General features: G+C 50.6%; 16 protein-coding genes and 1 pseudogene. 6 read left to right on the top strand and 11 right to left on the bottom strand.

Annotation, left to right across the window (positions count from 1 at the left end; translation table 11 throughout):
• Window positions 1–6: 6 nt before the first annotated feature.
• Complete coding sequence (gene copD / locus AACU94_RS07245; protein WP_135489178.1) at window positions 7–879, bottom strand: copper homeostasis membrane protein CopD; 873 nt, start codon at window positions 877–879, stop codon at window positions 7–9.
• A 3-nt stretch (window positions 880–882) separates the two neighbouring features.
• Window positions 883–1,257 carry a CopC domain-containing protein YobA gene (yobA, locus tag AACU94_RS07240; RefSeq protein WP_130218726.1) on the bottom strand — a complete coding sequence of 125 codons (375 nt, stop codon included), beginning with the start codon at window positions 1,255–1,257 and terminating at the stop codon, window positions 883–885.
• 138 nt (window positions 1,258–1,395) lie between these two features.
• Here yobA and holE point away from each other — a divergent pair, with 138 nt between their 5' ends.
• The 3 genes from holE to exoX all read left to right on the top strand — a co-directional run bounded on the left by holE (window position 1,396) and on the right by exoX (window position 3,070).
• Complete coding sequence (gene holE, locus AACU94_RS07235; protein ID WP_000916758.1) at window positions 1,396–1,626, top strand: DNA polymerase III subunit theta; 231 nt, start codon at window positions 1,396–1,398, stop codon at window positions 1,624–1,626.
• 100 nt (window positions 1,627–1,726) lie between these two features.
• Window positions 1,727–2,383: a carbon-nitrogen hydrolase family protein YobB gene (gene yobB / locus AACU94_RS07230; protein WP_130218724.1), complete on the top strand. Its 657-nt coding sequence runs from the start codon at window positions 1,727–1,729 to the stop codon at window positions 2,381–2,383.
• 24 nt (window positions 2,384–2,407) lie between these two features.
• Window positions 2,408–3,070 (top strand): exodeoxyribonuclease X, encoded by a 663-nt coding sequence (gene exoX / locus AACU94_RS07225; protein ID WP_130208475.1) that lies wholly within the window; start codon window positions 2,408–2,410, stop codon window positions 3,068–3,070.
• Here the strand turns inward: exoX and ptrB are convergent.
• From ptrB to yebG, 4 genes are all read right to left on the bottom strand, one after another.
• On the bottom strand, window positions 3,067–5,127 hold the full coding sequence (gene ptrB, locus AACU94_RS07220) for an oligopeptidase B (protein ID WP_135489177.1): 2,061 nt from the start codon (window positions 5,125–5,127) through the stop codon (window positions 3,067–3,069). The genes exoX and ptrB overlap by 4 nt on opposite strands.
• Before the next feature lie 208 nt (window positions 5,128–5,335).
• A complete protein-coding gene (locus AACU94_RS07215) occupies window positions 5,336–5,992 on the bottom strand; it encodes a tellurite resistance TerB family protein (protein ID WP_130218718.1) in 657 nt (218 codons plus the stop codon).
• A 295-nt stretch (window positions 5,993–6,287) separates the two neighbouring features.
• Window positions 6,288–6,644, bottom strand: a complete 357-nt coding sequence (gene yebF, locus AACU94_RS07210; RefSeq protein ID WP_135487656.1) for a protein YebF — start codon at window positions 6,642–6,644, stop codon at window positions 6,288–6,290.
• Window positions 6,645–6,710: 66 nt separating this feature from the next.
• Window positions 6,711–7,001: a DNA damage-inducible protein YebG gene (gene yebG, locus AACU94_RS07205; protein WP_130208483.1), complete on the bottom strand. Its 291-nt coding sequence runs from the start codon at window positions 6,999–7,001 to the stop codon at window positions 6,711–6,713.
• Window positions 7,002–7,142: 141 nt separating this feature from the next.
• On the opposite strand from yebG, the gene purT reads away from it, so the two are divergent.
• Entirely contained in the window at window positions 7,143–8,321 is a 1,179-nt protein-coding gene (purT, locus tag AACU94_RS07200; RefSeq protein ID WP_135489175.1) for a formate-dependent phosphoribosylglycinamide formyltransferase, read from the top strand.
• Window positions 8,322–8,374: 53 nt separating this feature from the next.
• Here purT and kdgA read toward each other — a convergent pair whose 3' ends face one another.
• The 3 genes and pseudogenes from kdgA to zwf all read right to left on the bottom strand — a co-directional run bounded on the left by kdgA (window position 8,375) and on the right by zwf (window position 12,576).
• Complete coding sequence (gene kdgA / locus AACU94_RS07195) at window positions 8,375–9,016, bottom strand: bifunctional 4-hydroxy-2-oxoglutarate aldolase/2-dehydro-3-deoxy-phosphogluconate aldolase (protein WP_130257657.1); 642 nt, start codon at window positions 9,014–9,016, stop codon at window positions 8,375–8,377.
• A 37-nt stretch (window positions 9,017–9,053) separates the two neighbouring features.
• Window positions 9,054–10,865 carry a phosphogluconate dehydratase gene (edd, locus tag AACU94_RS07190; RefSeq protein WP_130208487.1) on the bottom strand — a complete coding sequence of 604 codons (1,812 nt, stop codon included), beginning with the start codon at window positions 10,863–10,865 and terminating at the stop codon, window positions 9,054–9,056.
• A gap of 234 nt (window positions 10,866–11,099) precedes the next feature.
• Window positions 11,100–12,576, bottom strand: a pseudogene (gene zwf, locus AACU94_RS07185) (glucose-6-phosphate dehydrogenase).
• A 336-nt stretch (window positions 12,577–12,912) separates the two neighbouring features.
• Between zwf and hexR the strand changes: the two are divergent.
• Window positions 12,913–13,782, top strand: a complete 870-nt coding sequence (gene hexR / locus AACU94_RS07180; RefSeq protein ID WP_130218708.1) for a DNA-binding transcriptional regulator HexR — start codon at window positions 12,913–12,915, stop codon at window positions 13,780–13,782.
• A gap of 125 nt (window positions 13,783–13,907) precedes the next feature.
• Window positions 13,908–15,350: a pyruvate kinase gene (pyk, locus tag AACU94_RS07175; RefSeq protein ID WP_130218706.1), complete on the top strand. Its 1,443-nt coding sequence runs from the start codon at window positions 13,908–13,910 to the stop codon at window positions 15,348–15,350.
• Between the two features lie 131 nt (window positions 15,351–15,481).
• Here pyk and lpxM read toward each other — a convergent pair whose 3' ends face one another.
• Window positions 15,482–16,453, bottom strand: coding sequence for a lauroyl-Kdo(2)-lipid IV(A) myristoyltransferase (gene lpxM / locus AACU94_RS07170; RefSeq protein WP_130208491.1), 972 nt, complete (start codon window positions 16,451–16,453; stop codon window positions 15,482–15,484).
• Window positions 16,454–16,571: 118 nt separating this feature from the next.
• Window positions 16,572–17,894 carry a murein DD-endopeptidase MepM gene (gene mepM, locus AACU94_RS07165; protein WP_130223543.1) on the bottom strand — a complete coding sequence of 441 codons (1,323 nt, stop codon included), beginning with the start codon at window positions 17,892–17,894 and terminating at the stop codon, window positions 16,572–16,574.
• Between the last annotated feature and the right edge of the window lie 5 nt (window positions 17,895–17,899).

Genomic DNA, 17,899 nt, shown 5'->3' with positions numbered 1-17,899 from the left:
AATCCATCAAAACGGTTCCAGAGTCGCTAGCAGGCTGATAATCACCAGTACCACCGCGCCTATCGCCCATTCGAGTTGAGCCATCCATACAAACCAGGGAACAGCCCGGACTTCATCATGCCGCATTCTTGGGACCAGAACATAACGATTTGCCAGCGCGATAACCACCATAATCATAACCAGTATGACTTTGAGCAATAAGAGCTGGCCCCAGTAAGAGGCAAGCGTGGGGGGAAATCCCGTGATGAGTAATGCATTGAGCACACCACTCACTAGCACGCCAATGACAGCAAAATGTCCGCACCAGGAAAAACGCATCAGCGCATGAATGGCCGGGCGTTTCCAGCGCCCTTTCACCAGCCGCATACACCAGACAACCGGCAGTAGCCCTCCAAACCATGCGGCAGCACAGATAAGATGTACGGCGTGATTGGTCTGATGAATTTTTGCGGTTAATCCTTCATTTAATGTCGCGTGTCCCATACCCGCCATCAGGATAAATTGCGCGGTAGTCAGCATAAACAGTAACCGCAACATATTCCGTGGTTGCATCAGAACGACGGTCAACGTAACGAGAGCGAGAACGATTTGCCAAATCCAGACGCCTCCGAAGTGCGTTTGTAACACCGACTGCCAGATGCTCAGCGAAACGACATCTGGCCATCCCGCGCCCATCAACCCACCCTGAACGGCGAACATCGCTGCGGCACTGATCAAACTCCATGCGGCTGCGTGCTGTTGTAAACGCAAAAAACGCTTCGTCAATAATCGACGAATCGTCACTGGTGCCAACCATGCCCCGTACATCGCAAAGCCAAAAACCAGCATCAGAGAGATAAAATGGATAAATCGCAGTGTGACCCAGGTAAGCGCTAGCATGCTTTATTTCACAGTAAAGGTGTACTGCCCTTTGGTTTTATGCCCGTCCACCGAAACAACATGCCAGTCAACGGTATAACTTCCGGGATTCAGGGCGTCGGCAAGCGGAACGATCAATTGCTTTTTGTCTTGTTCATTACGCTTTGCGGGTAATGTTTTAACATTTTCATTCTTCGGGCCGATGATTTTGGCCCCACTGAATCCAGGTTCAATATCTTCAGAGAAATTTAAAGTAACGGCCTGTGGGGCAGCAGTGACCGCCGCATTCGCCGCAGGATACTGGTGAGTCAGGTGCGCATGAGCCCAGACGGAAGGGGCCGCCAGCAAACCGGCAATGATTGCCAGCGTATAACGAAGAGAACGCGCAGTTGAAACCATATTATCTATTCCTTTTTGTAATGAGTTTTTTACAGAGCATAACCTTGTCTAATGAGAGAGTCGAGGATCATCAATTCAGGCTTGCCATCCTGGCTGACTCTTAGTAACTTTTGCCCGCAATTAACGAGGAGACACCGTATGCTGAAGAATCTGGCCAAACTGGATCAAACTGAAATGGATAAAGTAAATGTCGATCTGGCCGCTGCCGGAGTGGCATTTAAAGAACGGTACAATATGCCGGTGATTGCTGAAGCGGTTGAACGTGAACAACCGGAACACTTGCGTGGCTGGTTTCGTGAGCGCCTTATCGCCCACCGTCTCGCCTCTGTAAATCTGTCACGTTTACCTTACGAGCCCAAACTTAAATAAACCTTATATTAAGTTACACTTTCTTACATGGCGCCTGCTAAATTATAAGTATTTTCTCATACACGCCATTATTCGCAGACACTATGAAAAGGAAGTCATCATGTCGTACTGGAAAGTTGCAGCAGCACAATATGAGCCTCGTAATGCTTCACTCACTGAACAGGTAGCCCATCATCTGGAGTTCGTGAGGGCTGCCGCCAGACACCAGTGCGAACTTTTGGTTTTTCCCTCACTTTCTCTACTAGGATGTGATTACAAACGACGTGCGCTTCCGTCTCCGCCCGATCTCTCGCTTTTAGACCCGCTTTGTTATGCAGCAACAACCTCGCGAATGACCATTATTGCTGGCCTTCCCGTTGAATATAATGAGCGTTTTATTCGCGGTATTGCCGTATTCGCCCCCTGGATGAAAACGCCAGGAATTTATCATCAAAGTCATGGTGCATGCCTGGGTCAACGTTCCGAAACCATCACTGTAGTGGATGGCCAACCGGAAGGTATTGATATGGACCCGACTTGTTCACTTTTTACAACCGGGCAATGCATCGGTGAACCTGACCTATTGGCTTCGACCCGACGCTTAGAGTTTTTCTCACATCAATACTCCATCGCTGTGCTAATGGCGAACGCCCGTGGTAACAGCGCACTGTGGGATGAACATGGCCGCCTTATTGTTCGCGCCGATCGCGGTTCGCTTTTGTTGGTTGGCCAGCGCTCTTCGCAGGGTTGGCAAGGCGATATCATTCCATTACGCTAGGCGTTTTCTTCCTGGAGCATGACCATGTTGCGCATTATCGATACAGAAACCTGCGGTTTGCAGGGAGGGATCGTTGAAATTGCCTCTGTTGATGTTGTTAACGGGAAAATCGTCAACCCGATGAGCCACCTGGTGCGTCCCGACCGTCCCATCAGTCCACAAGCCATGGCGATTCACCGTATCACAGAGTCCATGGTTGCCGACAAACCGTGGATTGAAGAAGTTATCCCGCACTATTACGGTAGCGAATGGTATGTCGCCCACAATGCCAGCTTTGACCGCCGGGTGTTGCCAGAAATGCCCGGTGAGTGGATTTGCACCATGAAACTGGCTCGTCGTTTGTGGCCAGGAATCAAGTACAGCAATATGGCACTGTATAAATCACGCAAGCTGAATGTCCAGACACCATCGGGTCTGCATCACCACCGCGCGCTGTATGATTGCTATATTACCGCAGCCCTGCTTATCGATATTATGAACACATCAGGCTGGACGGCGGAGCAGATGGCGGATATCACCGGGCGGCCGTCGTTGTTGACGACGTTCACGTTTGGCAAGTATCGCGGTAAAGCCGTATCAGACGTTGCAAAGCGCGATCCGGGCTATCTGCGCTGGTTGTTTAACAACCTTGACAGTATGAGCCCGGAGTTACGTTTAACCTTGAAGCATTATCTGGAGAGTGTTTAACCCGCTGATTGGCCTGGTAATGTCCCCTGCGCCAGGGCTATCAGAAAAGCATATTCCATCGCCACACCTTCGTAGGATTTAAAACGTCCGGATTTACCGCCATGCCCTGAATCCATGTCGGTACAAAGCAATAATAGATGGTTATCAGTTTTAAGCTCGCGCAGCTTAGCCACCCATTTTGCCGGTTCCCAGTATTGCACCTGTGAATCGTGTAATCCGGTCGTTACCAGCAGATGCGGATAAGCCTGCGCCGTGACATTGTCATACGGGCTGTAGCTTTTCATATACTCATAATATTGCGGATCCTGCGGATTTCCCCACTCTTCAAATTCGCCGGTAGTAAGAGGAATCGACTCATCAAGCATCGTTGTTACAACATCAACAAACGGTACCTGGGCAATCACGCCGTGGAATAACTCGGGGCGCTCATTAATTGCAACGCCCATCAACATACCGCCAGCACTGCCCCCCATCGCATAACAGAGTGAAGGTGAACCGTAGCCCAGTTTTAACAATGCGTCGCAGGCATCGAGATAGTCATTAAAGGTATTTTTCTTTTTCAGGAATTTACCGTCTTCGTACCATTGCTGCCCCAGCTCGCCGCCGCCACGGACATGGACAATGGCGTAGACAAAACCGCGATCCAACAAACTCAGGCGGCTAAAACTGAAATCGGCATCAATGCTTGCGCCGTAAGAGCCATATCCATATACCAGCAGCGGGTTGTGGCCTTTCTGGAAATGCTTGCGATGATAGACCAGCGAAACAGGCACTTCGACGCCATCACGGGCGGTGATCCACAAGTGTTCGCTGTGGTAATTCGCCGCATCGAAACCGGGGACTTCCGTTTGTTTTAATACCCGACGCTCTCCGGTATCCATATCCAGTTCAAACAATGTATCTGGCGTAGTCATGGAGGAATAGCCATAACGCAATCGTGAGGTTTCAGGTTCCGGGTTATAGGCAATCCAGGTAACGTAAGCCGGATCATCAAAGGCAATGCCGATAACCTCCCGCGTTTTGCGGTTGATTTGCCGCAGACTGGTTAACCCACGCTGACGCTCTTCAACCACCAACCAGTCAGTAAACAGCGTAAAGCCTTCGAGCATGATGTTATCGCGCGGTGGGATTAACTCTTCCCACGCTTGCTCATCACGCATACGGGTACGGTATAAGCCAAAATTTTTGCCGTTGCGGTTGGAGCGCAGATAAAACCGATGCTGGTAGTGATCAAGACTGTATTCGTGATCTTTGCGACGCGGTAAAAAGACAAACGGCTCGGCATCGGCCAGCTCTGCATCCATCAGCCGAACTTCACTGGTAGTTGCGCTGGCAAGGTGAATAACCACATAGTGTTTCGACGTCGTTTTATGTAGGCTGACGTAAAAGGTATCGTCTTTTTCTTCGTAAATCAGTTTGTCTTCAGATGCTGGAGTGCCAATGGCATGCCGCCAGACCTGATACGGCAACAACGTCACCGGATGCTTGCGAACATAATAAAATGTCCAGGAGTCATTCGCCCAGACAAAGCTGGGTTCCACGTTATCCAGCAGTTCGGGATACCAGTTGCCCGTTTCCAGATTGCGAAAACGGATACCGTACTGGCGTCGGGAAAGAAAATCTTCTGCAAGTGCCATAATCGTGTTATCGGGCGTAATCGCCATTCCGCCCATTGAATAAAATTCACTGTGCGCCGCCCGTTTGTTCGCATCGAGCAGAGTCTCCCATTCGTCCCACTCTTCACTGAACGCCGACTGACGCTGGTAGATTGCATATTCACAACCAGGTTCATAAATTTGCCGGTAGCGATAGCCATTTTTGACGTAAGGTGCAGAGACTTCTCTTTGCGGTATGCGGTCAATGATTTCTTTTAATATCCGATCCTGCAAAGCTTGTTGCGACGCCATGACCTGATGACCGTAGCTATTTTCTTGTTGCAGGTAATCCAGCACTTCCGGCTGCGAGCGTGTGTCGTCCCGCAGCCAGTAGTAATTATCGATGCGCGTGTCGCCATGAAGCGTCATGGCATGGGGGATGCGGGCGGCTTTTGGTAGCATGTTATTGTTCTTTCTGGTTGAAACATCTTATAAGGGTGGCAAAACTCACCCGGGATGCAAGCGAAACAGGGCGGTCATTGTATAGATGATGACAGGTAATGGCGTGAAAATCGAAAGGATGTCGCCAGCGAAAATTAATTCGCTCAAATAGCTGTGCGGTTTTGTATAGCCCGATAAACAGGCATATCAGGCTATACGGAGTGAGATATTATTCAGACAAAGTGCGTTTTTGCTGTTCGAGATCGCGTTCAATTCCTTCACGGACTTCCTGGGGAATTTTCAGCGCATCCCCCAGTGCATTCAGGTAACTGCGCTCCATAAAATGGTCAATATCAATAGCCGCACAGCTCAGGAAATAGATCTCCAGTGCCTCTTCTTCGTTGCGAATCCCCTGGGCCAGGCGCTGCGGATCCAATGGTTGCTCGATTGCCTGTTCGATAAGTTCACGCCCCTGCTCTTCAACACCAGCTTCACGCAATTGCTGGTCGATAGCCGCGCGTTCTTTACTATCGATATGACCATCGCTTTTGGCAGCAAAAACCAGGGCGAGGATTAAACGTTCTGTACGTTCATCCAGCGGCGTACTTTGAGTGCCGAATTGCGGTTCGTTCTGATGTGCCGCACGAATTTTATCTTTGTATTTGTTCCACAGTACTGTACCGGCGACCGCTCCGCCACCGACCAGCAACGCGTTTGTACCGTATTTCGTTAATAGTTTACGCGCTGATTTATTCGCAACCAGCAGCCCTGCCAACCCGCCTAATGCGCCGGGTACTAAAAGTTTTCCCAATCCCTGATCTGTAGACGAAGAGGAAGAACTGCTTTGCCCAAGAAGGGATTGCAGTTGATTTAACCAGTTAGCCATTTTTGCTCCTCAATTCACCATTTTAATGGCAATAGCATAGCGAATGAGGATGTCAGAAAGTGTATATAGAGACAAAAGATGCGCAAATAAGCGGGACGGGAGGCAGTCCTCACAGGAAATTCACGTCAGGTAAGGTGCCGGGTGATGTGATTAATTTGAGGCTTGTAGATTTGATTGTGATTGTCTTATGCGAACCTGGCGTTTCTTATCAGGATTCTGGGGAGTTAGTGCATTGTTGGGCGGATAAGGCGCTCGCGCCGCATCCGCCAACGGTAAACCGAATTACCAGAAGCCATTAGCGCCGCTGATATTCCGCCATTCCCGCTTTACAATCCACATTAACCAGATAATGAATATCGGCACTTTTACCACGCACGGTCAGCGGTACCGACCATTTATCATCTTTCCCCTGAATATCCTGCAAACTAACCCACGCCACCGGATCGGCCTGACCGACGATTTTTTGATCGTCGGCCCAGCGCGCCACGCGGTTTTGCTGATAATCACGTTTTACACTCGCAGCGATTCCGGCTGCATCTAAACCTTCACATTTCGGGAAAGTTACCGACTTGCTGGTTTCGTTATTGGCAGCGAAAACTGATGCACAGACGGATACCAACAACAGCCCCAACAACGCTCCTCTTTTTTTCATGTTTTTCTCCATAGCACAATGATTCAGGAGAAAGCATGGTACAAATTATCAGGAGCGCAAGTTGCTTCAGGCGGCGTGGGTTTCACCTTCCCCATCCGTGTCAGTATCGACCACCTGGGGAGAAGGTAATTTGCCGGTTTTCAGAATGGTACTAAGCACATCTTTTTGTTCCGCCAACCACAAAGAAAGCGCCTCACGCTGCTCGTCTTCCATTGTCACCGGAGAATTCGCCAACCATGTGTCGAGTAGATCCGCTGTATCGAGCATTTTGTCATAAGCATCGGCTTCCTTTTTGCTGGTAAACGACATCTTCTCTTCGCCCTCACGAATGACTACGTATTTAATTTCAACCGCCATTTGCAGCCTCTCATCATAACTGTAATTTTATACAGTGTATTTCTTTTCAGTCGAGAAATCAACGCAAGCAATCAAGCAATAAAGACACGCGCAAACGTTTTCGTTTATACTTCACGCGGAATTAATCAGGGGATATTCGTTATGACGTTATTAGGCACTGCGCTGCGTCCGGCAGCAACTCGCGTGATGTTATTGGGCTCCGGTGAACTGGGTAAAGAAGTGGCTATCGAATGCCAACGCCTCGGCGTAGAGGTGATTGCGGTCGATCGCTACGCCGACGCGCCCGCCATGCATGTCGCGCATCGCGCCCATGTCATTAATATGCTGGATGGCGACGCATTGCGCCGTGTTGTTGAACTGGAAAAACCACATTATATCGTGCCGGAGATCGAAGCTATTGCTACCGATATGCTGATCCAGCTTGAAGAGGAAGGGCTAAATGTTGTCCCCTGCGCGCGTGCAACACAATTGACGATGAACCGCGAAGGTATTCGTCGTCTGGCTGCGGAAGAGCTTCAGCTTCCCACTTCAACTTATCGTTTTGCTGATAGCGAAGACCTTTTCCGCGAGGCGGTCGCCGCCATTGGCTATCCCTGCATTGTTAAACCGGTGATGAGTTCTTCCGGCAAGGGGCAGACGTTTATTCGCTCTGCCGAACAACTGACTCAGGCATGGGAGTACGCCCAGCAAGGTGGTCGCGCCGGAGCGGGTCGCGTGATTGTTGAAGGCGTCGTTAAGTTTGATTTCGAAATTACCCTGCTGACCGTCAGCGCGGTAGATGGTGTTCATTTCTGTGCGCCTGTAGGTCATCGCCAGGAAGACGGTGACTATCGTGAATCCTGGCAACCGCAGCAAATGAGTCCACTGGCCCTCGAACGTGCGCAGGAGATTGCCCGCAAGGTGGTACTTGCACTGGGTGGTTATGGGCTGTTTGGTGTCGAATTGTTTGTCTGTGGTGATGAGGTGATTTTTAGTGAAGTCTCCCCTCGCCCGCATGACACCGGGATGGTGACGTTAATTTCTCAGGATCTTTCTGAGTTTGCCCTGCATGTGCGTGCTTTCCTGGGACTGCCGGTGGGCGGGATTCGCCAGTATGGTCCTGCCGCTTCAGCCGTTATCCTGCCGCAACTGACCAGCCAGAATGTCACGTTTGACAACGTGCAGAAGGCCGTTGGCGCAGGTTTGCAGATTCGTTTATTTGGTAAGCCGGAAATTGATGGTAGCCGTCGTCTGGGGGTTGCGCTGGCTACAGCAGAAAGTGTTGATGAAGCGATTGAACGCGCGAAGCACGCCGCCGCACAGGTAAAAGTACAAGGTTAAATCTGGCAAAAACGCGACAAAAATGCCCGATCCACGATCGGGCATTTTGACTGTTACAGCTTCGCGCCTTCTACTGCTTCACGCGCCAGCTTAGTAATGCGCTCGTAATCGCCCGCTTCCAGCGCATCTGCCGGAACCAGCCAGGAACCACCAATGCACAGTACGCTTTTCAGCGCCAGGTAATCACGGTAGTTAGCCGGAGAAATACCGCCAGTCGGGCAGAAACGAACCTGAGAGAACGGACCCGCAATTGCCTGCAGTGCTTTCACGCCGCCATTAGCTTCTGCCGGGAAGAATTTGAACTCTTTCAGGCCGTAGTCCATACCCAGCATCAGTTCGGAAACAGTGCTGATACCTGGAATCAGAGGAATAGTCCCTTCTGTCGCCGCTTTCAGCAGTGGTTCAGTCAGACCCGGGCTGATTGCGAACTGCGCGCCCGCTTCAGTTACTTCTGCCAGTTGCTGCGGATTCAGCACCGTACCGGCACCGACAATCGCTTCCGGCACTTCTTTGGCGATAGCGCGGATAGCATCAACTGCACACGCCGTACGCAGAGTCACTTCCAGAACGCGCACCCCACCAGCAACCAACGCTTTTGCCATTGGCACCGCGTGTTCCAGTTTATTTACCACGATAACCGGTACAACCGGGCCGGTGGTCAGGATTGATTCTGCACTTGTTTTCCAGTTTTTCATCAGAGTTTTCTCTCGCCTGATTACAAATTTTGTCGTCTTAAAAAGTGATACAGGTTGCGCCCTGTTCGGCACCGGACAGTTTTTCGCGCAAGGCGCTGAATAATTCACGTCCTGTTCCCACGCGTGACGCGCTCAGGTCAGGAATGTGCGGTTCGCGAGCAGCCAGTTCAGCTTCGTCTACCAGCAGCGTCAGTTCGCCTGTCTGTCCATTCACACGAATGATGTCCCCATCGCGCACTTTTGCCAGCAGCCCACCATCGTAGGCTTCTGGTGTTACGTGGATAGCTGACGGCACTTTACCTGAAGCACCAGAGAGTCGTCCATCGGTAACTAACGCAATTTTGAAACGCCGGTCCAATAATACACCAAGTGGCGGCATGAGTTTATGTAATTCTGGCATTCCGTTCGCTTTTGGCCCCTGATGGCGGACAACAACCACACAATCACGGTCCAGCATACCCGCTTCAAAAGCAGGCATAACGTCATGCTGGCTCTCAAAAACAACAGCAGGCGCTTCAATCACCTGGTTTTCAACCGGCACTGCAGAGGTTTTCATGACGGCACGGCCCAGGTTGCCGCTTAACACTTTTGTCCCGCCATGATGCGAGAAAGGTTGTTCAAAGGAAGCAATCACATTGCTGTCGAGCGATTTGTCTGCACCTTCGCGCCAGTCCAGCTCGCCGTTATTCAGCCACGGTTCGAGGGTATAGCGCGAAAGACCAAAGCCCGCCACCGTATTGACATCTTCATGCAACAGGCCCGCCTTGAGCAGCTCACGCACCAGAACCGGTACACCACCCGCCGCCTGGAAGTGGTTAATATCGGCCGGACCGTTTGGATACAAACGCGCCATCAGAGGTACGACATCAGAAAGGTCAGAGAAGTCATCCCAGTTAATCTGAATACCGGCTGCACGCGCCATCGCCACCAGGTGCATGGTGTGGTTAGTAGAACCACCGGTCGCCAGCAGTGCAACAATACCGTTCACCACCACTTTCTCGTCGATCATCTTACCGATCGGCATCCATTCATTGCCGTTGCCGGTCATGCGTGTAACCTGGCGCGCAGCGGCTGCGGTTAATGCATCACGTAACGGGGAGTCCGGATGAACAAAAGAAGAGCCCGGCAACTGCATCCCCATAAACTCCACCACCATCTGGTTGGTGTTGGCAGTACCGTAGAAAGTACATGTACCAGGGGCATGATAAGACGCAGCCTCTGACTCCAGCAGTGCCATTCGATCCACCTTCCCTTCGGCATAAAGCTGGCGAATACGCACTTTTTCTTTATTTGGCAACCCGCTTGCCATCGGACCTGACGGCACAAATACCGCAGGCAGATGACCGAACGACAGCGCTGCCATCGTCAGCCCTGGGACAATCTTATCGCACACGCCGAGGAACAGCGCGCCATCAAACATGTTATGGGACAGCCCCACAGCCGCAGACATCGCAATCACTTCGCGGCTTAACAGAGATAGTTCCATACCATCCTGCCCCTGGGTGACACCATCACACATCGCCGGAACACCACCCGCAACCTGGCCAACCGCATTAGCTTCATGCAGTGCTTTACGAATAATCTCTGGATAATGTTCATAAGGCTGGTGGGCGGAGAGCATGTCGTTGTAGGAGGTGATGATAGCGATATTGTTACGCAACATGCTTTTCAGGGAGGCTTTGTCTTCTGGCTGGCAAGCGGCGAAACCGTGAGCCAGGTTACCGCATGCCAACTGCGAACGATGAACGGTCGAAGTTTTCGCTTGTTCGATCCGGGCGAGGTAAGCAGAACGAGTCTCGCGCGAACGTTCAATGATTCGATTTGTTACGCGTAACAATTGTGGATTCATAAAGGCTCCTGAAATTGAGTTGTCAGAGCAGGATGATTCACAACGCGTTTCATACATGGGTATTATGATTGAAACGCCTGTAACCGGAGCTCATAGGGCAAAAACGTTTCAGTCAGTGTAATAAAAAAAGCCTCGTGGGTGAATCCGCACGAGGCCTGAAAGTGTAAAAATTGTTCTACAATCTGTGCAAGATCATGTTACCGGTAAAATAACCATAAAGGATGAGTGCAGATATTACTCAAACTCATTCCAGGAACGGCCATCACGGGTAATCATCGCCACCGAAGCAACCGGTCCCCAGGTTCCGGCCTGATACGGTTTCGGCGCATCGTTATCCATCGCCCATGCTTCAGTAATGGAGTCCACCCATTTCCAGGCTTCTTCCACTTCATCACGACGTACAAACAGCGCCTGAATACCGCGCATGGTTTCCAGCAGCAGACGTTCATAAGCATCTGCCAGATGCGTCTGATTAAAGGTTTCTGAATAGCTCAGATCCAGCTTGGTGATTTGCAGGTTATGTTTGTGATCAAGACCAGGAACCTTGTTCAACACTTGAATATCCACGCCTTCATCAGGTTGCAGACGGATAGTCAGTTTGTTCTGCGGCAGGTCCTGCCACGACTCTTTAAACAGATTGAGCTCTGGCGTTTTAAAATAGACCACCACTTCAGAGCATTTGGTCGGCAAACGTTTACCGGTACGCAGGTACGAACGGTACGCCAGCCCAGCGCCAGTTGTCGATATCGACACGGATAGCCACGAAGGTTTCCGTGTTACTGCTTTTGTTCGCGCCCTCTTCTTCCAGGTAACCCGGAACTTTTTTGCCCTGGGCGAAGCCCGCAGTGTATTGCCCGCGTACGGTTTTTTCGCGTACGTTGGAGCGGTCAATGCGGCGCAGAGACTTCAGTACTTTCACTTTTTCATCGCGGATGCTGTCTGCGCTCAGATCAGACGGCGGAGACATCGCAATCATGCAGAGAATTTGTAGCAGGTGGTTCTGGATCATGTCGCGCATCTGACCGGCTTTATCAAAATAGCCCCAGCGCCCTTCGATCCCCACTTCTTCTGCCACGGTAATCTCAACATGATCAATAGTGCGGTTGTCCCAGTTGTTCACAAACAGGGAGTTAGCAAAACGCAGCGCCAACAGGTTCAGCACCGTTTCTTTACCAAGGTAATGGTCGATACGGTATACCTGGCACTCCTCGAAGTATTCGCCAACCTGATCGTTGATTTCCTGCGAGGTCGCCAGCGACGTCCCCAGCGGTTTTTCCATCACCACACGCGCCGGTTTGCCGTTCAGTTTCGCCTCACCAAGCCCTTTGCAGATTGCGCCAAAAGTGCCTGGCGGCATGGCAAAGTAGTTAATGGTAATACGATTTTTTTGATCCAGCATCGCACCAAGACGGCTGAATGCAGCGGTGTCATTGACATCGAGATTACAAAAATCCAGACGTGCACTCAGGGTGTCCCATAAACCTTCATCAATAGTTTCTTTCATGAAGGTTTCCAGCGCTTCGCGGACTACTTTGGTATATGCCGCTTTATCCCAGTCAGCACGCCCTACGCCGATAATACGGGTATCCGGGTTGAGCTGACCGGCTTTTTCCAGTTGATACAGGGAAGGCAGCAATTTACGACGCGCAAGGTCGCCTTTCGCGCCGAAAATGACCAGGTCACAAGCCTGGGCTGTTTGCGTTACCGCCATGTCATTCTCCTTAAGTTAACTAACCCGGTACTTAAGCCTGGGTATACTTGTAATTTTCTTACGGTGCACTGTACTGCTTTTACGAGCTTGCGAAAACTGTAAACGCTTATCCACCCGTGCGATTACGGCAAAAGCGCGCAAAGTGCGGCAAAACTGATAAAAAAATCATCGTTTTCCATTGGGTAAAAATCTGACCCTGATCATGTTATGAAAAAAAATGACAACTTTTTTATCCGCTTTTGTCATTAATACGACACACAGGCGTAATATCAGACCAAACTGCATTTCGATTTCTTTCAGTGTGGAAATCGTCATTACCGTGAGTCTCTTTACATCATGAATATGCTGGAAAAAATCCAGTCTCAACTGGAACATTTGAGCAAATCAGAACGAAAAGTCGCCGAGGTCATTCTTGCTTCGCCTGACAACGCGATCCATTCGAGTATTGCTGCTCTGGCACTTGAGGCCAATGTTAGCGAACCAACGGTGAATCGTTTCTGTCGCAGCATGGACACCCGCGGTTTTCCTGATTTTAAACTCCATCTGGCACAAAGCCTGGCAAATGGCACGCCCTATGTTAATCGCAACGTTAATGAAGATGACAGCGTTGATTCATACACGGGGAAAATATTTGAGTCGGCAATGGCCACGCTCGATCACGTCCGTCACTCGCTGGACAAATCTGCCGTCAACCGTGCCGTCGATCTCCTGACTCAGGCCAAAAAAATCGCCTTTTTCGGTCTGGGCTCTTCTGCCGCCGTCGCCCACGATGCGATGAATAAGTTTTTTCGCTTTAATGTTCCAGTGGTTTACTCCGACGATATTGTGTTGCAACGCATGAGTTGTATGAATTGTAGCGACGGAGACGTGGTTGTGCTGATTTCTCACACCGGAAGAACCAAAAATCTGGTTGAACTGGCGCAGTTAGCACGGGAAAACGACGCGATGGTAATTGCCCTCACCTCCGCCGGTACGCCACTCGCCCGGGAAGCAACGCTGGCAATTACCCTCGACGTACCTGAAGATACTGACATTTATATGCCCATGGTGTCTCGACTTGCGCAGTTGACCGTGATAGATGTGCTGGCAACAGGATTTACTTTGCGACGCGGCACAAAATTCAGAGATAACTTGAAGCGGGTCAAGGAAGCGCTCAAGGAATCGCGCTTTGATAAGCAGTTACTTAAATTGAGTGACGATCGCTAAATCGATTATCACTGTTCTATCCTTATACGATATTCGCATGTGTTTAAATTACAACCATAATGGTTTTAGTTTATGCGAATTCATGTTCAAGCAACACCTGGTTGTTTCAGTCAACGGAGTATTACATGTCCAGAAGGCTTCGCAGAACCAAAATCGTTACCACGTTAGGCCCAGCTACCGATCGCGATAATAACCTTGAAAAGGTCATCGCAGCGGGTGCAAACGTCGTACGAATGAACTTTTCTCATGGCTCGCCTGAAGACCATAAAATGCGCGCGGATAAAGTTCGTGAAATTGCCGCAAAACTGGGTCGTCATGTGGCTATTCTCGGTGACCTTCAGGGGCCAAAGATTCGCGTATCAACTTTTAAAGAAGGTAAGGTTTTCCTCAATATTGGGGATAAATTCCTGCTGGATGCCAACCTGGGCAAAGGTGAAGGCGATAAAGAAAAAGTCGGTATCGACTATAAAGGTCTGCCTGCTGACGTCGTGCCTGGCGACATTCTGCTGCTGGACGACGGTCGCGTACAGTTAAAAGTACTGGAAGTTCAGGGCCTGAAAGTGTTCACCGAAGTGACCGTCGGCGGCCCTCTTTCCAATAATAAAGGTATCAACAAACTCGGTGGTGGTCTGTCTGCTGAAGCGCTGACAGAGAAAGACAAAGCAGACATTAAAACTGCGGCATTGATTGGCGTAGATTATTTGGCTGTCTCTTTCCCACGCTGCGGCGAAGATCTGAATTATGCTCGTCGTCTGGCGCGCGATGCAGGTTGTGATGCGAAAATTGTCGCCAAAGTTGAACGTGCGGAAGCCGTTTGCAGCCAGGATGCAATGGACGACATTATCCTCGCTTCTGACGTGGTGATGGTCGCACGTGGCGACCTCGGCGTAGAGATTGGCGATCCGGAACTGGTTGGGATTCAGAAAGCGCTGATTCGTCGCGCGCGTCAGCTGAACCGCGCAGTCATTACTGCTACCCAGATGATGGAGTCGATGATTACCAACCCAATGCCGACGCGTGCAGAAGTCATGGACGTGGCGAACGCCGTTCTGGATGGTACTGACGCCGTAATGTTGTCTGCGGAAACCGCCGCAGGTCAGTATCCATCTGAAACCGTTGCTGCAATGGCGCGTGTTTGCCTGGGTGCCGAAAAAATCCCGAGCATCAATGTGTCTAAACACCGCCTGGACGTTCAGTTCGACAATGTGGAAGAAGCTATCGCGATGTCCGCAATGTACGCGGCTAACCACCTGAAAGGCGTTACCGCGATCATCACCATGACCGAATCCGGTCGTACCGCGCTGATGACTTCCCGTATCAGCTCCGGTCTGCCGATTTTCGCCATGTCTCGTCATGAACGCACTCTGAACCTGACTGCGCTTTATCGTGGTGTTACGCCGGTCTATTTTGACAGTGCAAATGAAGGCGTGGTTGCTGCCAGCGAAGCAGTAAATCTGCTGCGCGATAAAGGCTACCTGATGTCTGGTGATCTGGTGATTGTCACCCAGGGCGACGTGATGAGTACCGTGGGTTCGACGAATACCACGCGTATTTTAACGGTAGAGTAAGTACGTTGCCGGATGTGGCGAAAACGCCTCATCCGGCCTACAGTTCAATGATAATTCAATAGATTTCTAATCTTCTGAAGCAAACTTGAACTTATCATCAGGCGAAGGCCTCTCCTCACGAGAGGCTTTTTTTATTTGATGGGATAAAGATCTTTACGCTTATACGGCTGGATTTCGCCCGGTTTGCGCGTTTTCAGCAATTTTAAAATCCAGGTGTACTGCTCTGGTCGCGGACCAACAAAAATCTCGACTTCTTCATTCATACGCCGCGCAATGGTAGCGTCATCCGCCTCTAACAGGTCATCCATCGGTGGACGAACCTGAATCGTCAGACGATGGGTCTTGCCATCATAGATTGGGAACAGCGGAACGACACGCGCGCGACATACTTTCATTAGGCGACCAATTGCTGGCAGCGTTGCTTTATACGTTGCGAAGAAATCAACAAATTCGCTGTGTTCAGGTCCATGATCCTGATCCGGTAAATAATAGCCCCAGTAGCCCTGACGAACCGACTGGATGAAAGGTTTAATACCATCATTTCTCGCGTGCAGACGACCACCAAAACGACGACGCACCGTGTTCCAGACATAATCAAAAACCGGGTTGCCCTGATTATGGAACATCGCTGCCATTTTCTGCCCTTGTGAGGCCATCAGCATAGCGGGGATATCAACTGCCCAGCCGTGCGGTACCAGAAAGATCACTTTCTCGTTGTTACGCCGCATCTCTTCGATGATCTCCAGCCCCTGCCAGTCGACGCGAGGCTGGATTTTCTCCGGCCCACGTATCGCCAGTTCAGCCATCATTGCCATCGCTTGCGGCGCGGTGGCAAACATCTCATCCACAATCGCTTCGCGTTCGGCTTCGCTACGTTCGGGAAAGCAGAGAGACAGATTGATCAACGCCCGACGACGTGAGCTTTTACCCAGTCTTCCGGCAAAACGCCCCAACCGCGCAAGAATTGGATCACGGAATTTCGCTGGTGTTAAGGCAATACCGGCCATTGCCGCCACGCCCAACCAGGCTCCCCAGTAACGAGGGTGACGAAAGGATTTATCAAACTCAGGAATATATTCGCTATTATTTTTTTTCGTTTCCATGCTTTTCCAGTTTCGGATAAGGCAATAATCAATCTGGTGGTAGTGTAACGGCGCAACTTGCCCCGCACCAAATAAAAAAGCCGGCACTGACTGCGTACCGGCTGCCAATGGGTATTAATCAATCAAACTGTAGCTGCGGTACAATCTCCTTGGCCTTCGCCAGGAAATCGGTACGATCTGAACCGGTCAGCCCTTCAGTACGCGGCAGTTTCGCTGTCAACGGGTTCACCGCCTGCTGGTTAATCCATACCTCATAATGCAGATGTGGCCCAGTTGAACGCCCGGTGTTACCGGAAAGCGCGATACGATCGCCACGCTTCACTTTCTGCCCCGGTTTAACCAGAATCTTACGCAGGTGCATATAACGCGTGGTGTAGCTGCGACCATGACGAATCGCGACATAATAACCCGCTGCGCCACTGCGTTTAGCAACTACCACTTCACCGTCTCCCACCGAAAGCACCGGCGTACCCTGCGGCATCGCAAAATCAACGCCTCTGTGCGGCGCAACGCGAGCGGTTACCGGGTTCAGACGACGCGGGTTAAAGTTAGACGAAATGCGGAACTGTTTTGCCGTCGGGAATCGTAAGAACCCTTTCGCCAGGCCAGTGCCGTTGCGGTCGTAGAATTTGCCATCTTCAGCGCGAATAGCATAGTAATCTTTGCCTTCTGAACGCAAACGCACGCCCAGCAGTTGGCTTTGTTCACGTTTGCCATCAAGCATCTCACGTGACATTAATACCGCAAATTCGTCACCTTTTTTCACTTTGCGGAAGTCCATCTGCCACTGCATTGCTTTAATCACCGCGCTCACTTCAGCACTGGTTAAACCTGCATTTTTGGCGCTGGCAACAAAACTTGTCCCAACGGTTCCTTTCACCAGATTGTTAACCCACTCCCCTTGCTGCATTTCGCTGGTCATTTTAAAACCATTAGCGGCGGTGCGGTCATAGGTACGGGTTTCGCGGCGAGACACTTCCCAGGTCAGACGCTGTAACTCGCCATCAGCGGTTAATGTCCAGGAAAGTTGTTGACCAATTTTCAGGTTACGCAGATCTTTATCAGCAGCAGCAAGTTGGGTGATATCACCCATCTCAATACCATATTGATTAAGGATGCTACTTAACGTGTCGCCCGTAGAAACGACATATTCATGAACGCCGGCTTCACCAGCGATTTTGTCGTCGAGTTCGTCCTGGGGAATGGCTTCATCTTCTTGCGCGGCTTGATCAATCGGCTCACTGGCCTCAGGTAAGAGAGAACGAATTTCGTTCTGTTCAAGCTCAATGGTTTTGACAATAGGCGAGGCGTCTCGGTGGTAAACATAAGGCCGCCAGACAGCGACGGCCAGAGTAAGAACGGTAAGCGACCCCAACATAACGCGGTGTGGTCGCGGTAAATTATTAAACGCCAGGGCGACAGAGCGGGCTATCTGTTGCACGTAAT

The organism is Escherichia sp. E4702, assembly GCF_963883545.1.
GTDB lineage: Bacteria > Pseudomonadota > Gammaproteobacteria > Enterobacterales > Enterobacteriaceae > Escherichia.
The sequence above is the reverse complement of the archived record's forward strand: the minus strand, read 5'-3'. Positions and strand labels throughout refer to the sequence as shown.

What these genes read in the sequence shown, in the direction of transcription:
- purT (WP_135489175.1), top strand. Translation starts at nt 7,143, where the DNA reads ATGACGTTATTAGGCACTGCGCTGCGTCCGGCAGCAACTCGCGTGATG.
- yobA (WP_130218726.1), bottom strand. Translation starts at nt 1,257, where the DNA reads ATGGTTTCAACTGCGCGTTCTCTTCGTTATACGCTGGCAATCATTGCC.
- kdgA (WP_130257657.1), bottom strand. Translation starts at nt 9,016, where the DNA reads ATGAAAAACTGGAAAACAAGTGCAGAATCAATCCTGACCACCGGCCCG.
- yebF (WP_135487656.1), bottom strand. Translation starts at nt 6,644, where the DNA reads ATGAAAAAAAGAGGAGCGTTGTTGGGGCTGTTGTTGGTATCCGTCTGT.
- ptrB (WP_135489177.1), bottom strand. Translation starts at nt 5,127, where the DNA reads ATGCTACCAAAAGCCGCCCGCATCCCCCATGCCATGACGCTTCATGGC.
- AACU94_RS07215 (WP_130218718.1), bottom strand. Translation starts at nt 5,992, where the DNA reads ATGGCTAACTGGTTAAATCAACTGCAATCCCTTCTTGGGCAAAGCAGT.
- copD (WP_135489178.1), bottom strand. Translation starts at nt 879, where the DNA reads ATGCTAGCGCTTACCTGGGTCACACTGCGATTTATCCATTTTATCTCT.
- hexR (WP_130218708.1), top strand. Translation starts at nt 12,913, where the DNA reads ATGAATATGCTGGAAAAAATCCAGTCTCAACTGGAACATTTGAGCAAA.
- yebG (WP_130208483.1), bottom strand. Translation starts at nt 7,001, where the DNA reads ATGGCGGTTGAAATTAAATACGTAGTCATTCGTGAGGGCGAAGAGAAG.
- pyk (WP_130218706.1), top strand. Translation starts at nt 13,908, where the DNA reads ATGTCCAGAAGGCTTCGCAGAACCAAAATCGTTACCACGTTAGGCCCA.
- yobB (WP_130218724.1), top strand. Translation starts at nt 1,727, where the DNA reads ATGTCGTACTGGAAAGTTGCAGCAGCACAATATGAGCCTCGTAATGCT.
- exoX (WP_130208475.1), top strand. Translation starts at nt 2,408, where the DNA reads ATGTTGCGCATTATCGATACAGAAACCTGCGGTTTGCAGGGAGGGATC.
- holE (WP_000916758.1), top strand. Translation starts at nt 1,396, where the DNA reads ATGCTGAAGAATCTGGCCAAACTGGATCAAACTGAAATGGATAAAGTA.
- edd (WP_130208487.1), bottom strand. Translation starts at nt 10,865, where the DNA reads ATGAATCCACAATTGTTACGCGTAACAAATCGAATCATTGAACGTTCG.
- lpxM (WP_130208491.1), bottom strand. Translation starts at nt 16,453, where the DNA reads ATGGAAACGAAAAAAAATAATAGCGAATATATTCCTGAGTTTGATAAA.